Genomic DNA, 21,563 nt, shown 5'->3' on the forward strand with positions numbered 1-21,563 from the left:
CCGCTAACTTCATAAGAGCAAGCTCTTAATCCATTCGCTCGACTTGCATGTATTAGGCACGCCGCCAGCGTTCATCCTGAGCCAGGATCAAACTCTCCAATAAAGTTAGTTTGTCTAGCATCTAAAATAAAAATTGACGTTTCACGTTGTTTGTTTCGTTCAGTTTTCAAAGAACTTGTCCGCCGCTCAGAAGCGACTTCATCATATTAACATCTTCATTTTTTGATGTCAACTAAGTTTTAAAATTTCTTTTTTGTCGTTTTCTGCGTTTCCGCATCAGCGACGTTTATTAATATACCATCATGAATTTTAAATAACAAGTGTTTTTTATAAAAAAACAAAAAAAAATATCCACCCTACTTTCTTCTATATAGATACACCTCATCCTCCTCTACGGAAAACAGCTATTTAAATTGTATACCAATACACTCTAATTGACCAAACTGCATTTCATAATCCCTTCCTAGCTTTTCATTCTCTTCTATACTAAAGCACGTAATCATTTACTTCTCTATAAACTAACAATATAAAAAAACAAATCAATCCACACTAAAAAAAGAAAATATATACGCAACTTCTCTCTCTAATCAATATCTTCACTTCCTAAATAAAGCGAACATGCTGATTTTTTATTTTGTTCCTCCACACAAATTATTAGTTGAACGAATCAGGTGTTTACAGGTATCCCGACTCCAACCGAAATTTCAGGTGAGAGTCTTATCGCCCTGCGAATAGCGGGATGAATAACAAAATCCCAACAAAAACATTAACTTAAGATTATTGTTAGAATTTTTTTGCATTTAATTAATGAAAAATATCCAATTTTTGTTATATAGTAAGAGAGGACGTACTCAACTATAAATAAACCAATGGAGGAATTATTTTATGGATAGGTTAACAAAGTTTTCATTAAAAAACCGAGCAGCTGTTATCATCATGGTTTTTCTCATTTCCATACTTGGTGTTTATTCCGGCTCTAAATTACCTATGGAGTTTTTACCAAGCATCGATAATCCAGCAGTCACTGTCACAACCCTATCTCCAGGACTCGACGCTGAAGCAATGACGAAAGAAGTAACTGATCCCCTCGAAAAACAATTTCGCAATTTAGAGCACATCGACAACATCACTTCTTCTACGCATGAGGGGTTATCACGTATCGATATTGCGTATACATCCAAAGCAAATATGAAAGACGCAGCACGCGAAGTCGAAAAAGCCATTAATACAATTAAATTACCTAAAGATGCAACGAAACCCGTAGTTAGCCAATTAAATACTTCTATGATTCCACTCGCCCAAATTGCGATTCAGAAGCAAAACGGATTTTCAAAAGCAGATGAAAAACAAATCGAAAAAGAAATCGTACCACAACTTGAAAGTATTGATGGTGTCGCCAACGTTATGTTTTTCGGGAAATCAACTTCCGAATTATCCATCATACTAGACCCAAACAAATTAAAAGATAAAAACGTAACAACAGAGCAAATATTAAAGGTTTTACAAGGAAAAGAAACTTCCACTCCAGCTGGATCCATTACCGTTAAGAAAGAAGAATATAATCTTCGCGTCATTGGGGATATAAAAAATGTAGATGCCATTAAAAACATCACCGTTGCACCTCAAGTAAAATTACAAGATGTTGCTCAAATTGAACTTAAACAACACTACGATACAATCTCACATATAAATGGAGAAGAAGGCACTGGATTAATCATCATGAAAGAGCCAAGTAAAAATGCAGTTGCAATCGGAAAAGAAGTTGATAAAAAAATCAAAGATATAAGTACACAATATAAAGATCAGTTTTCTATTAAACTTTTAGCCTCAACTCATGAGCAAGTTGAAAATGCTGTTACTAGTATGGGAAAAGAAGTAATCCTTGGAGCAATTGCTGCAACTCTAATTATCTTAATCTTTTTGCGTAACTTCCGAACGACACTCATCGCCGTTGTCAGTATTCCATTATCTATTTTATTAACACTCTTTTTACTACACCAATCTAATATCACGCTTAACACCCTAACGCTTGGTGGTTTAGCTGTTGCAGTGGGACGTCTCGTCGATGATAGCATCGTTGTCATTGAGAATATTTTCCGTCGTTTACAAAAAGAATCTTTCTCTAAAGATATTATTCTCGATGCAACGAAAGAGGTCGCCGTCGCAATTACTTCTTCTACTTTAACAACAGTCGCTGTTTTTTTACCTATCGGCCTCGTATCAGGAGTGATCGGAAAATTAATGTTACCTATGGTATTAGCAGTTGTATATTCTATACTATCATCCTTAATCGTCGCACTAACAGTTGTTCCACTTATGGCTTTTTTACTACTCAAAAAAACAAAACACAAAAAGCCAAGTTCTTCACCACGATATGTCGCTACATTAAAGTGGGCTCTTTCGCATAAATTTATTATTCTACTTACTTCTTTTTTATTATTCGCAGGATCGATTGCTGCCTATGTATTACTACCGAAAGCGAATATAAAATCTGAAGACGACACAATGTTATCTATTAACATGACTTTCCCTGCTGATTACGCTCCTGAAACACAAAAACAAAAAGCCTTTGATTTCGAAAAGAAGCTACTTTCTAATTCGGATGTAACGGATGTTATTTTACGAATGGGATCTAGCGCAGAAGATGCACAATGGGGGCAAACGACAAAAAATAATCTTGCCAGTATATTTGTAGTCTTCAAGAAAGGCTCTGATATTGATCAGTATATTAAAGAGTTAAAAAAAGAACATAAGACTTTTGAGCCCGCTGAACTTGATTATATAAAAACGAGTTATTCAAGCTCTGGCGGCGGCAACAATTTGCAATTTAACGTAACAGCCACTAACGAAACGAATTTAAAAGAAGCAGCTACTATCGTCGAAACAAAACTAAAAAGCATGGATGCTCTTTCTAAAGTAAAAACGAATTTAGAAGACTCTAAGAAAGAATGGCAAATTCATATTGATCAAACAAAAGCCGAACAACTAGGTTTAACACCAGAAATAGCTGCGCAACAAGTAGCATTCCTTATGAAAAAATCACCTATTGGCGAAATTACAATTAATAATGAAAAAACAAATATTATGATAGAACACAAAAAGGAAAGCATCTCTAAACAAGAAGACATTTTAAATACAAACATATTATCACCTATTAATGGACCAATTCCTTTAAAAGACATTGCAACTATTTCAGAAAAGCAACTTCAAACAGAAGTCTTCCATAAAGATGGAAAAGAAACGATTCAAATTACGGCAGAAGCTTCAAATGAAGATTTAAGTAAAGTAAGCGCAGAAGTAAACAAAGCGATAACCGACTTAGATTTACCTAGCGGAGCAAAAGTAAATATCGCAGGCGCCACTGAATCTATGCAAGAGAACTTCACGGACCTATTCAAAATTATGGGAATTGCAATCGGGATTGTATATTTAATTATGGTTATTACCTTCGGGCAGGCGCGTGCTCCTTTTGCAATCTTGTTCTCCTTGCCATTAGCTGCTGTCGGCGGTATTTTAGGATTAATCATTTCAGGAACACCAGTTGATGTAAATTCCTTGATCGGCGCATTAATGTTAATCGGGATTGTCGTTACAAACGCTATCGTATTAATAGAAAGAGTGCAACAAAATCGGGAACACGGCATGGAAACAAGAGAAGCCTTACTAGAAGCAGGATCCACTAGATTACGCCCAATTATTATGACAGCTATAACAACAATCGTCGCTATGCTACCACTCCTATTTGGTCAATCACAAGCAGGAAGTATGGTATCAAAAAGTTTGGCAGTCGTTGTCATCGGCGGTTTAGCAGTCTCAACTGTTCTTACATTAGTAGTCGTTCCTGTTATGTATGAATTATTGGATAAAATCGGGCGGAAAAGACGCTCTCGTAGAAAAATAAACACTTCTACAGAAACACCTGATATTTAAAAGAAAAGCGTTATCTTCATGAATGAAGATAACGCTTTTTCTCTACCTACTCATATAATCCATCATTTTTTCCACATACCGCTCTAGAGGTTCACTAGAATCCACAATAAGATATTCACTATTTAAAGGTCTTTTACTACCATCTAACCACTTTTTAAAAGCTACTTCCGAATCCACTCTTCCAATCTGACTAACCATACGTTTACGTGTTTGTAGCCTATTATTGATTTCTTCCATATCATTAAGATAACATTCAATATATTTATATTTTACACCATGTTTATTAGACAGCTTCATTCCTTTTTCAACCATCCCTTCATATAGACATGGACTATCCAATATCACACTATGCCCTTGTTCTAAATAAGAATCAATACCCATTCAACATCGTATGATACTCCTCCAACAATCGTCGATTCAATCCCTTTCATTTCTAATGATTGCCACAATGCAGATTTCAAAACATCATGATCTACAATTACAGCACCTGTTAACTTCGCTATATACTTAGAAATCGTCGATTTTCCTGCCCCAGGAAAACCTGACATTTGTAAAAAAAAAAAAATTCCTACACTCCTCCCTTTGCACCTATTCATCTACATAATCAATTACAAATTCAACAATCATTACATCCATTCCTTCTATATTAAGATACAAAAAGAACCCCTACTTATAAGTAGAGAGTTCCCCTTTACAGCTTATGCCGCTTTTACCTTCTTCGTCGTTTTACTTTTTCTTTTCGTTCCTGTAAAACGTTTGTGCAATATAGATGCTACCAAGCGTGAAATAACATTGAATAGTAATACCATAATAATTAATACAGCTGCAGATTTTGTCGCAATTAACTTCGCATCCGGGATAATCCCTTCAGAATTTAACTTCCAAATGTGAACCGCTAACGTTTCAGCTGGTCTAAATGGATTTAAAGGATGAGCAGGACTTGAAAAGTCCGCTGCTGAATTTAAAATCGGAGATGTTAAACCCGCTGTGTAAATTAATGCCGCCGCTTCACCAAATATACGACCTGCCGCTAAAATAACACCTGTAATAATTTGTGGTAATGACGACGGGATAATAATACGAGTGATCGTTTGCCACTTTGTTGCACCTAATCCAAGACTCGCCTCTTTTACATTAGAAGGAACTTCTGAAATCGCATTTTCACAAACACGCGTTAAACCTGGCAAGTTTAAAATAGTTAAAGCAAGGGCACCACCCATTACTGTGTATCCCCATCCTGTCATTGTAACGAACACTAACAAACCGAATAAACCAACAACAATAGAAGGTAAAGATGCCATTGTCTCGATACATAAACGAACAAAGTTTAAAAAACGTCCTTGCTTTGCATACTCTGCTAAATATATTCCAGCGCCTAATCCAAGAGGAATAGATATAATAAGCGTTATAACAAGCATATAGAAGGAATTGAATAACTGCGGACCAATCCCACCACCAGCTCTTGTATTGCTTGGTTCTCCAAACAAGAAATTAGGATCCCAAAAACCCCATCCCTTTTGTAAAATCTCAAATACTAAGAACACTAGCAAAGCTACAACTAAAGCTGCAATCGCATAAAAGATACCTGTCCAAACTTTATTTACCGTTCTTGCATTCATTATTATCGCTCACCTCTTTGCCCAATTGCTCGAATCACTAAAATAAACAGGAATGAAATAACAAGTAAAATCATCGCTAAAGTCCATAGCGCATTGTTCCAAGCAGTTCCGTTTAATGTATTTGTCATGTCCATTGTCAAAATACCTGTTAACGTTGCTGTCGGACTATATATTCCTTCTGGTAATTTAATCGTGTTCCCAATTACCATTTGAACCGCTAATGCTTCACCAAAAGCACGCGCTAAACCTAAAACAACACCTGTTAAAATCCCTTTTTTCGCAGCAGGAACAATCACTCGGCTAATCGCTTGCCATTTCGTTGATCCTAAACCATAAGAAGCTTCTAAATAATCAAATGGCACAGAGCGTATTGCATCAGAAGCGATACTAGCAATAGTAGGTAAAATCATAATGCTTAATACAACAATACCCGCAATTAAACTAAAGCCCACTCCCCCAAACGAATCACGTAATAGCGGCACTAAAATCGTAACCCCTAATAATCCGTATACTACCGAAGGAATACCAACTAGTAATTCTAAAACAGGCTTCAATACTTTATTTCCAAACTTCGGTGAAATTAAATTCATGAATATAGCAAGAGCTATAGCAATTGGTGCACTAATAATAACCGCACCTAACGAAACCACCGTTGAACCTACAATAAAAATTACAGCCCCGAAAGTTCCCTCATCAGCATTTGGACTCCATTTTGTCGATGTTAACATCTCAGTAAACGAGATACCGCTTTGCGTAAAAGATTGAATCCCTTTACCGCAAATAAACGCAATAATAGCTAATGTAACTAAAACAATAAAAATACCACAAAACGTAACAAGTGTTCTTCCTATATATTCACTTTTTACGTAATTAATTTGTTTTTTCCCCTTCATCACAGGACAGACCCCACTTCATAAATTGAAATGAACAGGACTGGCCTTGCAGCCAGCCCCATAAATTTTATTACTTATTTAATTTAGACATTGGAATATAACCCATATCTTCTACTTGCTTTTCAAAATCTTTACCTTTTACATAGTCAATGTAGGCTTTCGTTGCTTCTTTTGCCTCACCTTTCGTTACCATATACTCGTAAGACCAGAATGGATATTTACCAGACGCAATGTTTTCAACTTTTGGTTCAGCACCATCAATTTTCACTGTTTGCAGCGCACCTTTTTTCTCGCCAACCATGTAAGACATTGCCAAATAACTTACTGAACCTGGAGTAGAGTTAATCGCTTGCTCTACTGCGCCGTTAGAATCTTGTGTAGTACCAGTTCCATCATTGATTTTCGCGTCTTTCATAATTGTTTTTTCAAATGTAGCACGTGTACCAGAAGAAGCTGGACGATTAATTACGTTAATTTTTTCATCTTTCCCGCCTACTTCTTTCCAGTTTGTTACTTTTCCAGTGAAGATATCTTGTACTTGTTGTACTGTTAAATTATCAACTTTTACATCTTTATTTACGACAAGTGCGAATGCAATACCCGCTACCTTGTTATCTACTAATTCTTTCGCCTTATCAGCATCTTTTATTTTATCTGCAGATGGAACATCTGAGTTACCAATTTGGACTGCACCAGAAGCTACTTGGTTAATTCCAGTTCCACTACCGCCACCTTGCACTTGAATAGAAACGTTTGAATTTTTCTCCATAAATTTCTTTCCAGCTTCCTCTGCAAGAGGTTGAAGTGCTGTAGAGCCTGCAGCTGCTATCGTACCTGACAATTCTTGTTTTGCATTATCGCTTCCTTTAGCATCTTTACCTGATGTCTCTTCTGCTTTTCCACATCCCACTAATGAACCTGCTACCACTAAAGCTGCTAAAGAAAATTTAATACCCTTTTTCATAACCATGTCTTGTACCCCCATTTGGATTATCACTTTTCACATTTGTCTACTTCTTTCGAACACAAATTCATTGTAGGACAATAATATTATGTGAGTGTTAAGCAATTTTTAATTTTAAGTAAATGACGATAATAATCCTTAAAAACTAGGAATCCCAACATTTATAGTTAAAGAACCCAACAAAATCCACACTAATTAAGTTGAAATGTAAATTTATTCTTAACAATGTAAATTCAATGTAAATGTTTTTCACTCTTTTTCCCTTTTAGTTAAAGTTACATTTACAATTCCGCTATATTTCGTTACTTTTACACACCTAATTTATGCACATTAAACAGAATTTCAGTAATATTTTTTAGTACAACTAAATAAATTGGAACAATTCTAAAAATAAATGAATATTTTTAAAGTACCAATTGACAGCATCATCCAATGTAGTCTACTATATTACTAACAAAAAGTTTACCTAAGGAAACTTTTTAAACTTAAACTAACAATATAGAGATGAGGTAACTTTTATGGTATCGGCTAATACAAAACCACTTTCCGAATTTAAGACAGGAGAGTTTGTACAAATTGAGAAGATACAATTAGAAGGAACTATGAAACGACGTTTATTAGATTTAGGATTTATCCCTGGCGCAACGATTAAAGTATTACAACGCAGTCCACTTGGAGATCCGGTCGCTTATCAAGTAAGCAACACAACTATTGCACTACGCAAGGAAGAAAGTTCCCTTATTTTCGGGGTATTAATAGGAGATGATTTCAGATGAGCAAACATCGCATTGCTTTAGCTGGTAACCCGAATACCGGGAAAAGCACATTATTTAATACTTTAACAGGCTTAAAACAACATACTGGAAACTGGACGGGAAAAACTGTTTTAAAAGCTGAAGGGGAATATGAACATAACGGTAGTAAATATACATTAATAGATTTACCTGGAACTTACTCACTATATTCAAATTCTGCGGATGAAGAAGTAGCAAGGGATTATATTATATTTGAAAAACCAGAAGTAACTGTAGTTGTTATAGATGCAACTGCTATGGAGAGAAATTTAAATTTAGCACTCCAAGTGATGGAAATGACGAGCAACGTAGTCATTTGTATTAACTTAATTGATGAAGCTGAGAAAAAAGGCATCGTTATTGATGAAAAGAAATTAGCAAAATCACTCGGTGTACCTGTAGTTAAGATTTCTGCTCGTAACCGAGTAGGCATCGGTCATTTACTAAATGTCATTGCCAAAGTAGCAAATAAAAAATTAATTCCAACACCAATTAAAATTTCTTACAGCGAAAAAATTGAAAATATGATTCAGGAATTAGAACCACAAATTTATAAAGTGTTCGGTGATACGTATCCAGCACGTTGGATCGCGTTACGCATATTAGATGGAGATAAAAACTTCTTAACTACACTCCAAAAACATCATAATGAACCACTTGTAAGGGAGGTCGTAATAAATGGAATCTCACTCAGCCAGTAAAGCTCTTCCATTGGACTATATTATTCAACATGCGCAAACACTATCAAAAGAAGATATACGGGATGATATTGTCGGAGATATTTACCGAACCTCTGCAAGCATATGTAAAGAATCTGTTCAATATACAAATACTGATAAATTGTATCGTTCTGAAAAACTAGATAAAATTTTCACATCTCCAATCTGGGGATTCCCAATCATGCTCGGTATTTTATCTATCATTTTTTATCTTACAATTGCAGGTGCTAACGTACCGTCTGATATGATTGCTGAGTTCTTCGGATGGGCCGAAGGATATTTAACATCTTGGTTCCAGGCAGCACATGCACCTGAATGGTTACATGGTATTTTAATACTTGGCTTATTCCGTGGTATCGGTGCTGTTATTAGCGTTATGTTACCACCTATGGCCATCTTTTTCCCTATGTTCGCGCTATTAGAAAACTACGGATACTTACCACGTGTCGCGTTTAATATGGATCGCTTATTCAAACGATCTGGTGCACATGGCAAACAATCTTTAACAATGGCAATGGGCTTTGGTTGTAATGCAGCCGCTATTATGTCAACACGTATTATCGAATCACCACGTGAACGTATGCTTGCAATCTTAACAAACAACTTCGTTCCTTGTAACGGTCGCTGGCCTATGTTAATTTTAATGGCTTCATTATTTATGGCTGCTGGTTATACAGGTAGTATGAAAACATTCGTTACCGCGGGTGTCGTAGTTGGTATGGTTGTAATTGGTGTTATTATGACATTAACTGTTTCTTGGGTACTATCAAAAACAGCTTTAAAAGGTATACCAACCCACTACACTCTTGAGTTACCGCCGTACCGTAAGCCAAAAGTTTGGAATACAATTGTACGTGCAACACTCGATAAATCTATTTATGTTTTAAAACGAGCTATAGTTGTAGCAGCTCCTGCGGCTGCATTAACTTGGTTACTAGCTAATATTTTTATCGGCGACACAAGCCTACTTATGTATTTTGTAAACTTCCTAGATCCATTTGCTAAAATGTTAGGACTTGACGGTTTTATTCTAGCTGCGTTCATTCTTGGACTACCAGCTAATGAAATTGTTATCCCGATTTTATTAATGTCTTATTTATCAACAGGAGCTTTAACTGAAATAGATGATTTCAATCAAATTAAAAATCTATTCTTAGAAAATGGTTGGACTTGGTTAACAGCGTTAAACACAATGTTGTTCTCACTTCTTCATTTCCCATGCGGAACAACACTGGTTAACATATATAAAGAAACAAAAAGTGCAAAATGGACATTCTTATCGTTTGCAATCCCTACCGTTATCGCCATTGTTGTTACATTCCTCTCTACACAATTGGTACATTGGTTAGGGCTTGTATAGAGCAAAGCATACATAGAAGGTATCCCCCTTCACATTTGCTTTGCGCGAAAGAAACCTGAAAATCATTCAGGTTTCTTTTTTTCTTTCCACGGCTGCGCTCCATACGTTGAAATTTTTTTATGAAGGAAGTATATAGCTCCCGGAAGAACCGCCATTAATATCGTGCAACTAATTCCTAGGTCAGTAAACAACTTACATCACCTTATTTCACTCTTTTCGGTAAGGCTGAACCTGAATGCTCAATTGTCGGATGAACATGAACAGTAACCTCAGCATTACTAAAGTAATTTTCACCTTGATCCCAATTCTTATCTATCTTCTTCCATTCTTTATAATTATGCCGCTTATACACTTCTCCTAACTCTAATACATCTACCTTATATTTTTTTTGAACGAGCTTAATCGATTTTTGAATACGCTTCTCCATTTCCTCCGCAATTGTTTTCTTTAATCGACTTTCATTCATAATTTGTTTATGATCACTAAAGTGTAACTCAGCTAAAGTGCCTTCAAAAGATAAATGAATATCAAACTTCGGTTTTGTGAAATTTTCTGTAGATACTTTAATCTTTCGGCGCATCTTATGAATTTCATATGTAATATGCTGGTCTTTCTTACGGATTGTAAAGAATCCACCAATTTTCTTACCTATTACATAATTCATTCCAAATGTTTCTTCTCCATTCAAACTGCCTACACACTTATTATCCTTCCCGCGAAACAACGCTGCCCCGTTCATTTGCACACCTTGTTTTGTTAGTTCGAGAATAGGTAATACGAAACTTCGGTTAGCAATCATTTTTTGCTGTACCTCACCAATTCTTGCAGCCTCAATCATTTGAGCATTTTTCGGAGGATGTTCAGCTAACATATCAATATACTGCGCCGGTAAATTTTCAGGCTTCGCACTCTGCTTCAAAATAGCTTCTGCATCTTCCTTAGAAACGAACAAACGAATATTTCTTCTCATCTCATGATCACGAATATATACATCTAACGTATTTTGTAAAACATATGGATTAGCTAATAAATCTTTAGAAAAAATTATCACTTGTATATGTGGAAAGAATAATGAACGACTAATTTTTTTGGCGATAATTCGTATTTGCTCAAAGACACTATCTGCTTTCGCACTAACATTAATATAATTTTGGCTATCTCCACCACTTGGTCCACCTTGCTGCGCTAGCTTACTGGGAAGTACCATCTGATACGTCCCTTTCATAATTGGATTCGATTTCTTTTTTTTCACAATATCATAGGCTGCACCGACTACAAATCCTCTTTCTTCTATTTCTTCTAACTCAGAGCACCCACTTATCGATCCAGCTAAAACCACGATCATTATAATTTTAAGAAGGTGTTTCATTCCTACCATTCCTTCTTTTTATTTTATATACAATAAAAACTAACAAAGGTGCTAACACGACAAAGCCCATGTCTACCCAAGCTAAATACGTTCCGTAATTTGATAAAGTATTTAAATTACCAGGGAGCATATTCAATACAAAAATCATAGGAGCACTTACGAAAATAAAAATATGTTTCTTAACTTTCGGAAACATGGCACAAAACAATAAAGATGCAACGTCATAATACATTGCTGTCGTGTTATAAATCGTAATAATCCAAGTCGTAAAAAAGATCGCATCGAATCTTTCTAAAAATCCCCCACCAATTTCAATCTCCTTCCCTAATTCAATTGTTGGATATGTTAATCCCCGGGTTGTCATATACGTAAAGACACTAATACAAGTTACATAAATTAAAATGTATGACAACACGTTCACCATCACCGCTTTCGCAACTGCCATTGGTGCCTTTTTGGCTGTGTCATTTAACATCACGGCGTAAAACATAGCTACTTCAAATCCAATAAACGTAAAAATAGAATTCTTAACTCCAACAGCATATTGACTCACTTTCGTTTGAAAAGCTGGTAGTAAATTATTTATTTCCATTAAATTTATATTCAATAAAGAAAGAAGCACGATCGCAATTAAAACGATAGGCAAGAATAAAACATTTAGCCTTAATAAAGCAGCCCTAGATCCAGCAATTCCATAAACAACAACTAACAAAAAAAAGAAGGATAACAACTGTATTGGTGTATCACTAAACAAATAAGTTTGTGAAATAATTGCAATTTTCCGGGCCTCATATGCCGTCAAAGCAACGAATGTTAACACTAAAATGATACTAATTGTGTATGCAACAGGCTTCGTCAAGTGCTCACTCGTATATTGAACAAAATTTTGTTTTGGGAATAAAATAGCCACTCGCGTCACAAACCAACCTAAAAACGCACATATCAATCCGCCAACAAGTAAAATAATCCAACCATCTGAAAATAAGGTTTGCATAGCGATATCTCGTGGCATAGATAGTGCACCTATACCAATAATCGTTGACGATACCGCAAAACCCAGCTCCCGAGATCCAATTTCTTCATCGCCATACTCAAAGGGTTTCAATTATTCTCTCTCCTTTGGACGTATTGTAGAATCTTTCGTTTGTAAATATTCTGGTCTCTCTTTCAGCATTGATTTTGGCAAACGAATAAACTCTTCTTTCCAATCCTTATAAAAAGCTGGAGCAATAGGCGTTGTATATGGGACACCAACACTCTTCAAATTCGTAATATGAACTGCAAGTGCAATAAGCGCTAAAATAATTCCATACAATCCAAAAGCAGTTGCTGCTAATACAAAGATGAAAAGTAAAATCCGAAACGTAATCGTAATGCTATATACAGGTAGAGAAAATGTAGCAATAGCTGTAACCGCAATAATGATAACTAAAAACGGATTTACAATCCCTGCGTTCACCGCTGCTTCTCCAATTACAAGACCACCTACAATCCCAATTGTTTGTCCCATCGGTTTAGGCAACCTAATTCCAGCTTCTCGTATTAGCTCCATCGTTAATGCCATCATTAATGTTTCAATATATGCAGGAAACGGAACACCCTCTCTTGCCCCAGCGATTGAATAAGCCAGCTTTGAAGGAATAAGCCCTTGATGATATGAGACAAGCGCTACATACATCGCCGGCATTAAAACTGCAATTATGCCGGCAACCATTCGCAAAATTCTTAACAACGTCCCAATTATCCAACGCTCATAATGATCTTCTACCGATTGAAAAATATCGACAAATACTAGTGGAGCTATAAGAGCAAACGGTGATCCATCCACCAAAATAGCTGCCTTTCCTTTCGCTAATGAGGCTACGATATTATCAGGCCTTTCCGTATTCAAAAACTGCGGAAACGGCGATAAATTATTATCTTGAATTAATTGCTCAATCGTACCTGTCTCAAAAATGACATCTGTCACTATTGATTGAAGACGCCGATCTAGCTCTTTTACAATGTGAGGATTAATAATATCTTCTATATATACTAACGTCACTTCTTTTTGGGATCTCTTCCCCATAATATAAGATTGAAATCTCAGCTTTGGATCACGTAAACTACGACGAATTAACATTTTATTCACGTTAATATCTTCATTTAATCCAACCCTCGGTCCACGTATTAAAGCTTCTGTTACCGGCGGTTCTAAACTTCTTTTCTCCCAAGCTCTACTATTAATTACGATAGCGGTTTGAATATTATCGATTAATATAACTGTATCTCCCGCTAAAATCGCATTTATAATATCCGGAAACGTTGTCTTCTTACCAACTTCTGCAATAGAAATAAAACGATCCAATAACGTTTGAACAACAGCCGCTTCTTGTTGCACTTCTTCATATTGAAGTGTACGAACTACATATTTATAAACATTATCCTTATCTGTTAACCCACATAAAAAAATAACAGCACAGCGTGTAAAACTACCCGCAAGGGTAACTTCCCTAATTGTTAAATCATTAGGCGAACCTAACTCATCCCTAATTTCTTTCATAACTTCAAATAAGTTACCTTTTAACTCTAACAAGTCCCCCACCTAACTTCCTTTTCAACAAGTTTTTAGTTAGATTCCGCTAATAGAAGAAAATATATACAAAAAAGAGCTATCTCTTTTCAAAGATAGCTCTAGCACACGGATTACTTTTCTACTATATCCTTTTAACTGTAAAACAAGGTACGGGATAATCGAAATAACTCCAATAATAGAAACGATAATACCAAGTGTCTGACTCTTATATTTCTTCACAAAAAAATCCGATTGCGAAACAAGATTATGCTCTTTCGCATACTTCCAAATTGGCGGCAATAAAAAATAGGATAAAAGATAAGCTAACGCGTCATACCCTAAAATATAAAAGGTAGGTGCGCCTTTACTATACGCCCATCCACTTCCTCCTAAAAATGTGAATGTCGTATAAATTTCACCTGCCATAAGGAGAAAAACAAAAATAGTGCCGAATCCTCTTCCACCAACTGACCATTGTTCTAAATTCATATCTTTTCCATGTTGTGCCCGAATTCCTAAAAATAGTGCGAGAAACAAAAATAAAATAATGATAAGTAATGCGGTCATTTTACATCCCCCTTATTCGCAGGATCAAATACGTACACAAGCCCCATACAAAGAGACGTAATGAGCACTGATAATAATATCCAAAATAATAAAAATGGCATCCCTAATATGTAAGGAGTAACTGAATTCGCAAATATTGGCCCAACAACTAAGCAAAAAACTGGAATAAGCGCTAGTACGTGTATTTTCTTCATCTCATTCTCCTTTACTTATAAAATTCATAATGGATGATACAAAGACTTGCACGCCAATCGGTAATGCATCTTCATCAATCGTAAAACGAGGGTGATGGTGAGGATATATAATTCCTTTCTCTTTATTTCCCGCTCCGATAAAAAAGAATGTCCCTGGCGCCTTTTGTAAAAACGCTGAAAAATCTTCCCCAGCCATCGTCGGCTGTAAACGAGTAACTCGTTCCCTTCCATAAAGCTGTAATGCTGTTTGCTCAATAATCTCTGTAACTTCATAATCATTTACTACTGGACGATATCCATATTCATAAGAAAATGTATACCCCGCTCCGTAAGCACCCGTCACATGCTTCACAATCCGCTCAATCCTTTTCTCTGTTACTTCTCGTAACTCATGTCTTAAACTCCGCACTGTTCCTTCAATCTCCGCTTGTTCTGGAATCACATTATGGGTTGTCCCAGCGTGAAATTGCGTAACAGATACTACAAGGGAATCTAACGGGTTCGTAAGGCGAGATACAATTTGCTGAATTTGCGCAACAACTTGTGTGCCGATGGCAATACTATCAACCGTTTCATGAGGGATTCCAGCATGTCCACCTTTTCCTTCTATCGTAATTTTAAAAACATCTGGTGCAGCCATTGCAGGACCATAAATTACACCAACTTTCCCAACCTCTAACGACGCCCAAAGGTGAGCACCAATAATATAATCCACGCCTTCCATTACACCTGCTGCGACCATTTCCTCTGCACCACCTGGAAAGTTTTCTTCAGCATGTTGGAATAGAAAACGAATTTCCCCTTTAATCTTCTCTCTTTCTTCTACTAATCTATGTACGACTCCAAGTAATATCGCTATATGCCCATCATGACCACATGCATGCATCACACCCGGATATGTAGAAATAAAGTCAAACTCATTGTCTTCATGAATAGGAAGAGCATCCATGTCAGATCGAACCGCAACTATTTTACCGGGCTGCTTTCCAATCAACCTTGCCATTACACTATATTTAGTAGGTCTTGATACTTCTAAACATGGAATTTTTCGAAGTATATTGAACACAAACTGCGATGTTTTCTCTTCTTGAAAAGATAACTCTGGATACTTATGAAAATGCCTTCTCCACTCAACCAACTGATCCTTTGACAAAACAAGTTCTTTTGCAACATCCATTTCTCTTCTCCCCTTCTTCACCAAGTTAAATGTTATTATAACGTGAATCATTAATTCCTAAAAGAATTCTAAGAATTTTCAGTGTTTATATTATAAAAAGAAAAAGTCATCTTTTAGATGACTTTTTCTTTTTATAATATAGTAATAGCTTGTTTCCCCATTTGCTCCCAAGCTTTCTCAAATTCCGCTCGTGGAACAGCGAAACGCGGATTATTCTTTAGAGGATCGTTTACATATACAAAGTTTTGATCATATCCAACCACTACTGCACTATGCTCAAAATATGTAATTTTCACTTCACCAGAGCTTGTATTCCATGTTTCAAAACTACTTTCAGCTAGCGGCTTAAACGTTGTATTAATAATAACCCATACTGGAGAACCAGAACTAATTACCTTATATAGATCTTTCACGTCTCTATCTGTTAAATTAATTACTTTTTCAGGAACATATTTTTCTGCTAAATTAAAGATTGGTTTATTGTATACACCATATCCTGGCTCAGCTTTCGTATAAATATTTCCGACGAATCCCTCATAAGGATTTCCACGCAAACCATTTTCTTCAAATGGAACACGATGAATTTCACTAGCAAGTTGCATCTTATCTACTTGCACACCTTTATATTGTAGCAACATAGCTAAACTTGTCACTTCACATCCACGAGGTAATTCTGGTAACTGCTTTATAAACGGAACATTTTCAATCATAGCCGCTTCTTTCATTTCAGATAGAAAATCTAAGCGTAGCACTTGCGCCTTTTGTATAATTTTATCTTTCCCTATAAAAAACGCGGCAGCAAATATAATTCCAAAAACAAAAAGATATTTTAACTTTTTCATTTTAAACAAAACTCCATTAATTATTATTTTACAGACATACCTCCTATCATTGTACCTTTCTTCTTACTAGTTGGCTAGAAAGATTCTGTGAATTATTGTTCACATTTGTTAGTCTAGCTTTCATTCCAGATCAGCGAATCGCTCTTTATTGCGGCATTCCATTTATGGTTATTTGTTACATTTTATATCAAGTGAAATATAAAAAAGTTGTCACATTTGAACAGCAACAGACTATCTCACGATAAATAAACTAAAAATACAAAATATTCAACTATCTTTCTTATGATAAGATAGCTTTTTTCTATTTCTTGGGTATCCTGGTATAACTTTATTTATCTTAAAATTTTCACAATCGCATTTTCCTCTGAAAAATAGTTTACAATGTAATCAAGTTACAAATGATATTCACCTTAAAAAATGTGCATTTGTGTCTATTTTTTAACAATATCTCAAAAACTATTGCCTTCTATAAATTAATAGGTTTATATTGTTTTATTGGCATAGTTTCAATCCAAGGAGAAAGGAGATTTTCAATCGTGCAACTAAAGAAAGCGTTTTGGAAGTTGGCTTCACTTCTTCCGTTATCATTACTTCTGTTCCTCGGCGGCTGTGATAAAAAACTCGCAGTATTAAATCCGCAAGGACCTGTTGCAAAAGCACAGTATGATTTAATTGTTTGGTCATTCTTGCTTATGTCATTAATTATCGCAATTGTATTCATCTTGTTTACAGTCATCTTGATTCGTTATCGTGAAAAACCAGAGAATATGGACTATGAGCCACCTGAACAACACGGTAACACATTATTAGAAATCGTTTGGACGCTTGTTCCTGTTATTATCGTTATTGCATTATCGATTCCAACAGTAAAAGCAACTTATGCTTCGGAAGAGGTTCCGAAAGAGTCCGAACATATTAAACCAGTGGAGATTTATGTTACATCTGCAAACTGGAAATGGTTATTCAGTTACCCAGAGGAAAAAATTGAAACCGTTAACTATTTAAACATCCCAGCTGGTGTACCAATTCAATTCAAACTGACTTCTGTCGGCCCAATGAATGCTTTCTGGGTACCAGAACTTGGTGGTATGAAGTACACAATGGATGGCATGATTATGGACCTTTATTTACAAGCTGATAAGCCAGGTTCTTACCTAGGTCGTAGCGCGAACTTCTCTGGTGAAGGATTTACTCACATGGAGTTCGAAGTTGAAGCAAAAACTAAAGAGAAATATGACAAGTGGGTTAAAGAAGTACAACAAACTGCTCCTAAACTAACAGAAGATAAGTACAACGAAATTGTTAAACCTGGTGTAGTTGGTCGTATGACATTCTCTAGCCATCACTTAAGTTATGTAGATCCAAAATCACTTGAATATTGTGATTACAACTACTACAAAAACAAAAAATAATAGCTATAATTCCAACAGATTGGAGTGAACACAGTGAAGCTTGATGAATTCTTTGTCACAGGTGACCCGATTATTTACGGTGCAGACGCTTCTATCGTTCTTGTGACATTAGCAATCATTTTCGTACTAACAAAGTATAAAAAATGGAAATGGCTTTGGGACGAATGGTTAACAACTGTTGACCATAAAAAAATCGGAGCTATGTATATTATTTCTGCGGTTATCATGTTATTCCGTGGTGGTATGGACGGTTTAATGATCCGTGCACAGTTAACATTCCCAGAAACAACTTATTTAAACGCTGAACACTATAACGGGATCTTTACAACACATGGTACAGTAATGATTCTTTTCATGGCAATGCCATTCGTTATGGGATTAATGAACCTTGTAGTACCATTACAAATTGGTGCTCGTGACGTTGCATATCCGTTCTTAAATGCTTTAAGTTTCTGGTTATTCTTTGTCGGAGCAATGTTATTCAACATCGCTTTCGTAATCGGTGGTTCTCCAGACGCTGGATGGACTTCTTACTTCCCAATGGCGGGTACAGAGTTTACTTCTGGCGTAGGAAATAACTACTACGCAATTGCAATACAGATTTCAGGTATTGGTACGCTAATGACCGGTATTAACTTCCTTGTTACTATCTTAAAAATGCGTACACCTGGTATGACTTTAATGAGAATGCCAATGTTTACTTGGTCAATCTTAATTACAACAATTATTATTATTTTCGCTTTCCCAGTATTAACAGTTGCTCTTGCATTAATGACATTTGACCGTCTATTCGATGCTCACTTCTTTACGATGGCAAGCGGCGGTATGCCAATGTTATGGGCCAACCTATTCTGGGTATGGGGTCACCCTGAAGTATATATCGTTATTTTACCGGCATTCGGTATTTTCTCTGAAATCATTAGTACATTCTCACGTAAACGTCTATTCGGTTACAGTGCGATGGTATACTCAATGGTTGCAATTTCTTTACTAAGTTTCGTCGTATGGCTTCACCACTTCTTCACGATGGGTGCAGGTCCAGCGGTTAACTCATTCTTCTCGATTTCGACAATGGCGATTTCGATTCCAACCGGGGTTAAGATCTTTAACTGGTTGTTTACACTGTATAAAGGACGTATTCGTTTTACAGTTCCAATGCTTTGGTCATTGGCATTTATTCCAAACTTCGTAGTCGGTGGGGTTACAGGGGTTATGCTTGGTATGGCAGCAGCTGATTATCAGTACCATAACAGCTACTTCCTAATCGCTCACTTCCACTACGTATTAATCGCAGGTACAGTATTCGCTATGCTTGCTGGATTCACATTCTGGTATCCAAAAATGACTGGTCATATGTTAAATGAACGCCTAGGTAAATGGACATTCTGGATCTTTATGAGCGGATTCAACATCTGTTTCTTCCCAATGTACTTCTTAGGTTTAGACGGTATGACTCGTCGTATGTACACTTACTCTGAAAGTCTTGGATGGGGATGGCTAAACCAAATCGCATCTGTTGGTGCAGTAATGATGGGTATTGGCTTCCTACTTCTTTGCTACAACGTAATTTGGAGTGCTCGTCACGGTGAACGTGACACAACTGGAGATCCATGGGATGGCCGTACACTTGAATGGGCAACTCAATCTCCTGTACAACATTACAACTTCGCGCAACTTCCTGAGATCAAAGAAGCTGATGCTTTCTGGTACATGAAAAAACGCGGAGAAACAGTTACACCAGCAGCAGAAGATATCAAACCAATTCACATGCCAAGTAACTCTGGTGTGCCTATTATTGCGTCTGGATTCTTCGGTCTTGCAGGTTTCGCATTAGTATTTAGCTGGTTCTGGCTTGCAGCAATCGGCGGCGTTGGTATTTTAGCTTGCTTAATCTATCGTTCATTCGATTACGATGAAGGTTACTATATCAGTGTTGATGAAATTAAAAAATCAGAACATGTAGCATGAGAGGTGAAATGATATGGCGGCTTTAGACAAAAGCTTACCTTTGGAATATCAATCCGAACAAAGCAGATTGAATATCCTAGGATTCTGGATTTTTCTTGGGGCTGAAATTATGCTGTTCGCAACACTTTTCGCCTCTTATCTAGTCCTTGCTGGTCGTACGGCAGATGGCCCAACACCAGCGCAACTGTTTGAACTTAAAACGCTTTTAATTCAAACACTACTACTTTTAACAAGTAGTTTCACATGTGGTATCGTCATTCACGAAATGCGTAAGCACAACCAAAAAGCAATGCTTGGATGGTTCGTCCTTACATTACTTTTAGGAGCAGGTTTCCTATTCTTTGAAATCGAAGAATTCATTATGTACGTTGGTGAAGGCGCAACAATTCAAACAAGTGCTTTCCTATCTGGATTCTTCGTTCTTCTTGGAACGCACGGAGCCCACGTAACAGGCGGTATCATTTGGGCAACTTGTGTTATTATCCAAATTTTAAAACGAGGTTTAACACCAGTTACAGCTCGTAAAGTATTCATTATTAGCTTATACTGGCATTTCCTTGATCTTGTTTGGGTCTTTATTTACACACTAGTTTACTTGAACGGGATGGTGGCGTAAATGGGTCAAAATAACAACCAAGCAAACGGGCATGCGCATAGCGGATTCCCTTGGTCACACGTTTTCGGATTTATTTTATCGCTTGCACTAACGTTCCTAGCGCTATACGTGGCACTTTACACAAACCTGCCACTTTCAACGATCTTAACAACTATTATCGTAATGGCTGTTGCGCAAGCGTTGTTACAATTAATCATGTTCATGCACTTAAAAGAAGGAGAAGGAAGAGTTCAAATTCTTACAATGATATACAGTTTCTTCGTTGCAACTGCAACAGTTGGTTTAACTGTATGGATCTTCTTCTCAATGTAATGTACATGAAAAAGACTGCTGAGATTCCTCAGCAGTCTTTTTTTATCCCGCATTAACGAGCAGTAAGACCCCCACCTCAAAATTCCGCGGAAGCAAAGAAGTTAGGTGGGGGATCAACTGCCCGTAAAAGCCCGATTGGTTCAACTAATAATCAGTGGGGGATGAACAAAACCCCACTGATTAAAGTTTCACTTTATCCCCTCCCCTATTACATCCACATTACGGAATTAACAACAGAATCATGAAAAATATACTTATTATGACAAATCTTAA

Annotated in this window: 17 protein-coding genes, 1 rRNA gene and 3 pseudogenes; 9 read left to right on the top strand and 12 right to left on the bottom strand. The window is 36.5% G+C overall.

All coding sequences use genetic code 11. The features are described 5' to 3' along the window. Positions 1 to 103, bottom strand: a 16S ribosomal RNA gene (locus CO726_RS20130); the annotation flags it as partial. A 782-nt stretch (positions 104 to 885) separates the two neighbouring features. Between CO726_RS20130 and CO726_RS20135 the strand changes: the two genes are divergently transcribed. Beyond that, entirely contained in the window at positions 886 to 3,930 is a 3,045-nt protein-coding gene (locus tag CO726_RS20135) for an efflux RND transporter permease subunit (RefSeq protein WP_099685467.1), read from the top strand. A 42-nt stretch (positions 3,931 to 3,972) separates the two neighbouring features. Here the strand turns inward: CO726_RS20135 and CO726_RS20140 are convergent. The 4 genes and pseudogenes from CO726_RS20140 to CO726_RS20155 form a co-directional block, all read right to left on the bottom strand. Beyond that, positions 3,973 to 4,478 (bottom strand): annotated as a pseudogene (locus tag CO726_RS20140) (P-loop nucleotide/nucleoside kinase family protein). Between the two features lie 150 nt (positions 4,479 to 4,628). After that, positions 4,629 to 5,549, bottom strand: coding sequence for a phosphate ABC transporter permease PstA (gene pstA / locus CO726_RS20145; protein WP_099685468.1), 921 nt, complete (start codon positions 5,547 to 5,549; stop codon positions 4,629 to 4,631). Positions 5,550 to 5,551: 2 nt separating this feature from the next. Further along, on the bottom strand, positions 5,552 to 6,442 hold the full coding sequence (gene pstC / locus CO726_RS20150) for a phosphate ABC transporter permease subunit PstC (protein WP_136699777.1): 891 nt from the start codon (positions 6,440 to 6,442) through the stop codon (positions 5,552 to 5,554). Between the two features lie 70 nt (positions 6,443 to 6,512). Beyond that, complete coding sequence (locus CO726_RS20155) at positions 6,513 to 7,412, bottom strand: phosphate ABC transporter substrate-binding protein PstS (RefSeq protein ID WP_000245119.1); 900 nt, start codon at positions 7,410 to 7,412, stop codon at positions 6,513 to 6,515. Between the two features lie 512 nt (positions 7,413 to 7,924). On the opposite strand from CO726_RS20155, the gene CO726_RS20160 reads away from it, so the two are divergent. Genes CO726_RS20160 through CO726_RS20170 form a run of 3 tightly spaced genes read left to right on the top strand, consistent with a single transcriptional unit; the run spans position 7,925 to position 10,279 of the window. Then, positions 7,925 to 8,182, top strand: coding sequence for a FeoA family protein (locus tag CO726_RS20160; RefSeq protein ID WP_000252989.1), 258 nt, complete (start codon positions 7,925 to 7,927; stop codon positions 8,180 to 8,182). Next, positions 8,179 to 8,901 (top strand): FeoB small GTPase domain-containing protein, encoded by a 723-nt coding sequence (locus CO726_RS20165; protein WP_099685470.1) that lies wholly within the window; start codon positions 8,179 to 8,181, stop codon positions 8,899 to 8,901. The genes CO726_RS20160 and CO726_RS20165 overlap by 4 nt, the downstream gene beginning before the upstream one ends. After that, on the top strand, positions 8,879 to 10,279 hold the full coding sequence (locus CO726_RS20170) for a nucleoside recognition domain-containing protein (RefSeq protein WP_099685471.1): 1,401 nt from the start codon (positions 8,879 to 8,881) through the stop codon (positions 10,277 to 10,279). The genes CO726_RS20165 and CO726_RS20170 overlap by 23 nt, the downstream gene beginning before the upstream one ends. 202 nt (positions 10,280 to 10,481) lie before the next feature. Here CO726_RS20170 and CO726_RS20180 read toward each other — a convergent pair whose 3' ends face one another. The 7 genes and pseudogenes from CO726_RS20180 to CO726_RS20210 form a co-directional block, all read right to left on the bottom strand. Further along, a complete protein-coding gene (locus tag CO726_RS20180; RefSeq protein WP_136699779.1) occupies positions 10,482 to 11,648 on the bottom strand; it encodes a Ger(x)C family spore germination protein in 1,167 nt (388 codons plus the stop codon). Next, on the bottom strand, positions 11,632 to 12,753 hold the full coding sequence (locus CO726_RS20185) for an endospore germination permease (protein WP_099685474.1): 1,122 nt from the start codon (positions 12,751 to 12,753) through the stop codon (positions 11,632 to 11,634). The genes CO726_RS20180 and CO726_RS20185 overlap by 17 nt, the downstream gene beginning before the upstream one ends. Continuing rightward, the gene (gene gerLA / locus CO726_RS20190) at positions 12,754 to 14,232 is read right to left on the bottom strand and encodes a spore germination protein GerLA (protein ID WP_136699781.1); all 1,479 of its coding nucleotides are present in this window, start codon (positions 14,230 to 14,232) and stop codon (positions 12,754 to 12,756) included. 48 nt (positions 14,233 to 14,280) lie between these two features. Further along, positions 14,281 to 14,769 (bottom strand): annotated as a pseudogene (locus tag CO726_RS20195) (sodium:solute symporter family protein); the annotation flags it as partial. Next, a complete protein-coding gene (locus CO726_RS20200) occupies positions 14,766 to 14,963 on the bottom strand; it encodes a DUF3311 domain-containing protein (RefSeq protein WP_099685475.1) in 198 nt (65 codons plus the stop codon). The gene CO726_RS20200 and the pseudogene CO726_RS20195, both read right to left, overlap by 4 nt. A 1-nt stretch (position 14,964) precedes the next feature. Then, on the bottom strand, positions 14,965 to 16,140 hold the full coding sequence (locus CO726_RS20205; RefSeq protein WP_099685476.1) for an amidohydrolase: 1,176 nt from the start codon (positions 16,138 to 16,140) through the stop codon (positions 14,965 to 14,967). A gap of 131 nt (positions 16,141 to 16,271) precedes the next feature. Further along, the gene (locus tag CO726_RS20210) at positions 16,272 to 16,982 is read right to left on the bottom strand and encodes a C39 family peptidase (protein WP_099685531.1); all 711 of its coding nucleotides are present in this window, start codon (positions 16,980 to 16,982) and stop codon (positions 16,272 to 16,274) included. Positions 16,983 to 17,083: 101 nt separating this feature from the next. Between CO726_RS20210 and CO726_RS20215 the strand changes: the two are divergent. The 5 genes and pseudogenes from CO726_RS20215 to qoxD all read left to right on the top strand — a co-directional run. Then, a pseudogene (locus tag CO726_RS20215) lies at positions 17,084 to 17,227 on the top strand (amino acid permease); the annotation flags it as partial. A gap of 291 nt (positions 17,228 to 17,518) precedes the next feature. Beyond that, positions 17,519 to 18,394 carry a cytochrome aa3 quinol oxidase subunit II gene (locus CO726_RS20220; protein ID WP_098761510.1) on the top strand — a complete coding sequence of 292 codons (876 nt, stop codon included), beginning with the start codon at positions 17,519 to 17,521 and terminating at the stop codon, positions 18,392 to 18,394. 33 nt (positions 18,395 to 18,427) lie between these two features. Further along, complete coding sequence (qoxB, locus tag CO726_RS20225; protein ID WP_136699783.1) at positions 18,428 to 20,362, top strand: cytochrome aa3 quinol oxidase subunit I; 1,935 nt, start codon at positions 18,428 to 18,430, stop codon at positions 20,360 to 20,362. A 13-nt stretch (positions 20,363 to 20,375) separates the two neighbouring features. After that, entirely contained in the window at positions 20,376 to 20,978 is a 603-nt protein-coding gene (gene qoxC / locus CO726_RS20230) for a cytochrome aa3 quinol oxidase subunit III (protein ID WP_098761514.1), read from the top strand. Then, positions 20,979 to 21,290, top strand: a complete 312-nt coding sequence (qoxD, locus tag CO726_RS20235) for a cytochrome aa3 quinol oxidase subunit IV (protein ID WP_000531382.1) — start codon at positions 20,979 to 20,981, stop codon at positions 21,288 to 21,290. It abuts the gene before it with no gap. The last annotated feature ends 273 nt before the right edge of the window (positions 21,291 to 21,563 follow it).

This window comes from Bacillus fungorum, from assembly GCF_002746455.1.
Classification (GTDB): domain Bacteria; phylum Bacillota; class Bacilli; order Bacillales; family Bacillaceae_G; genus Bacillus_A; species Bacillus_A fungorum.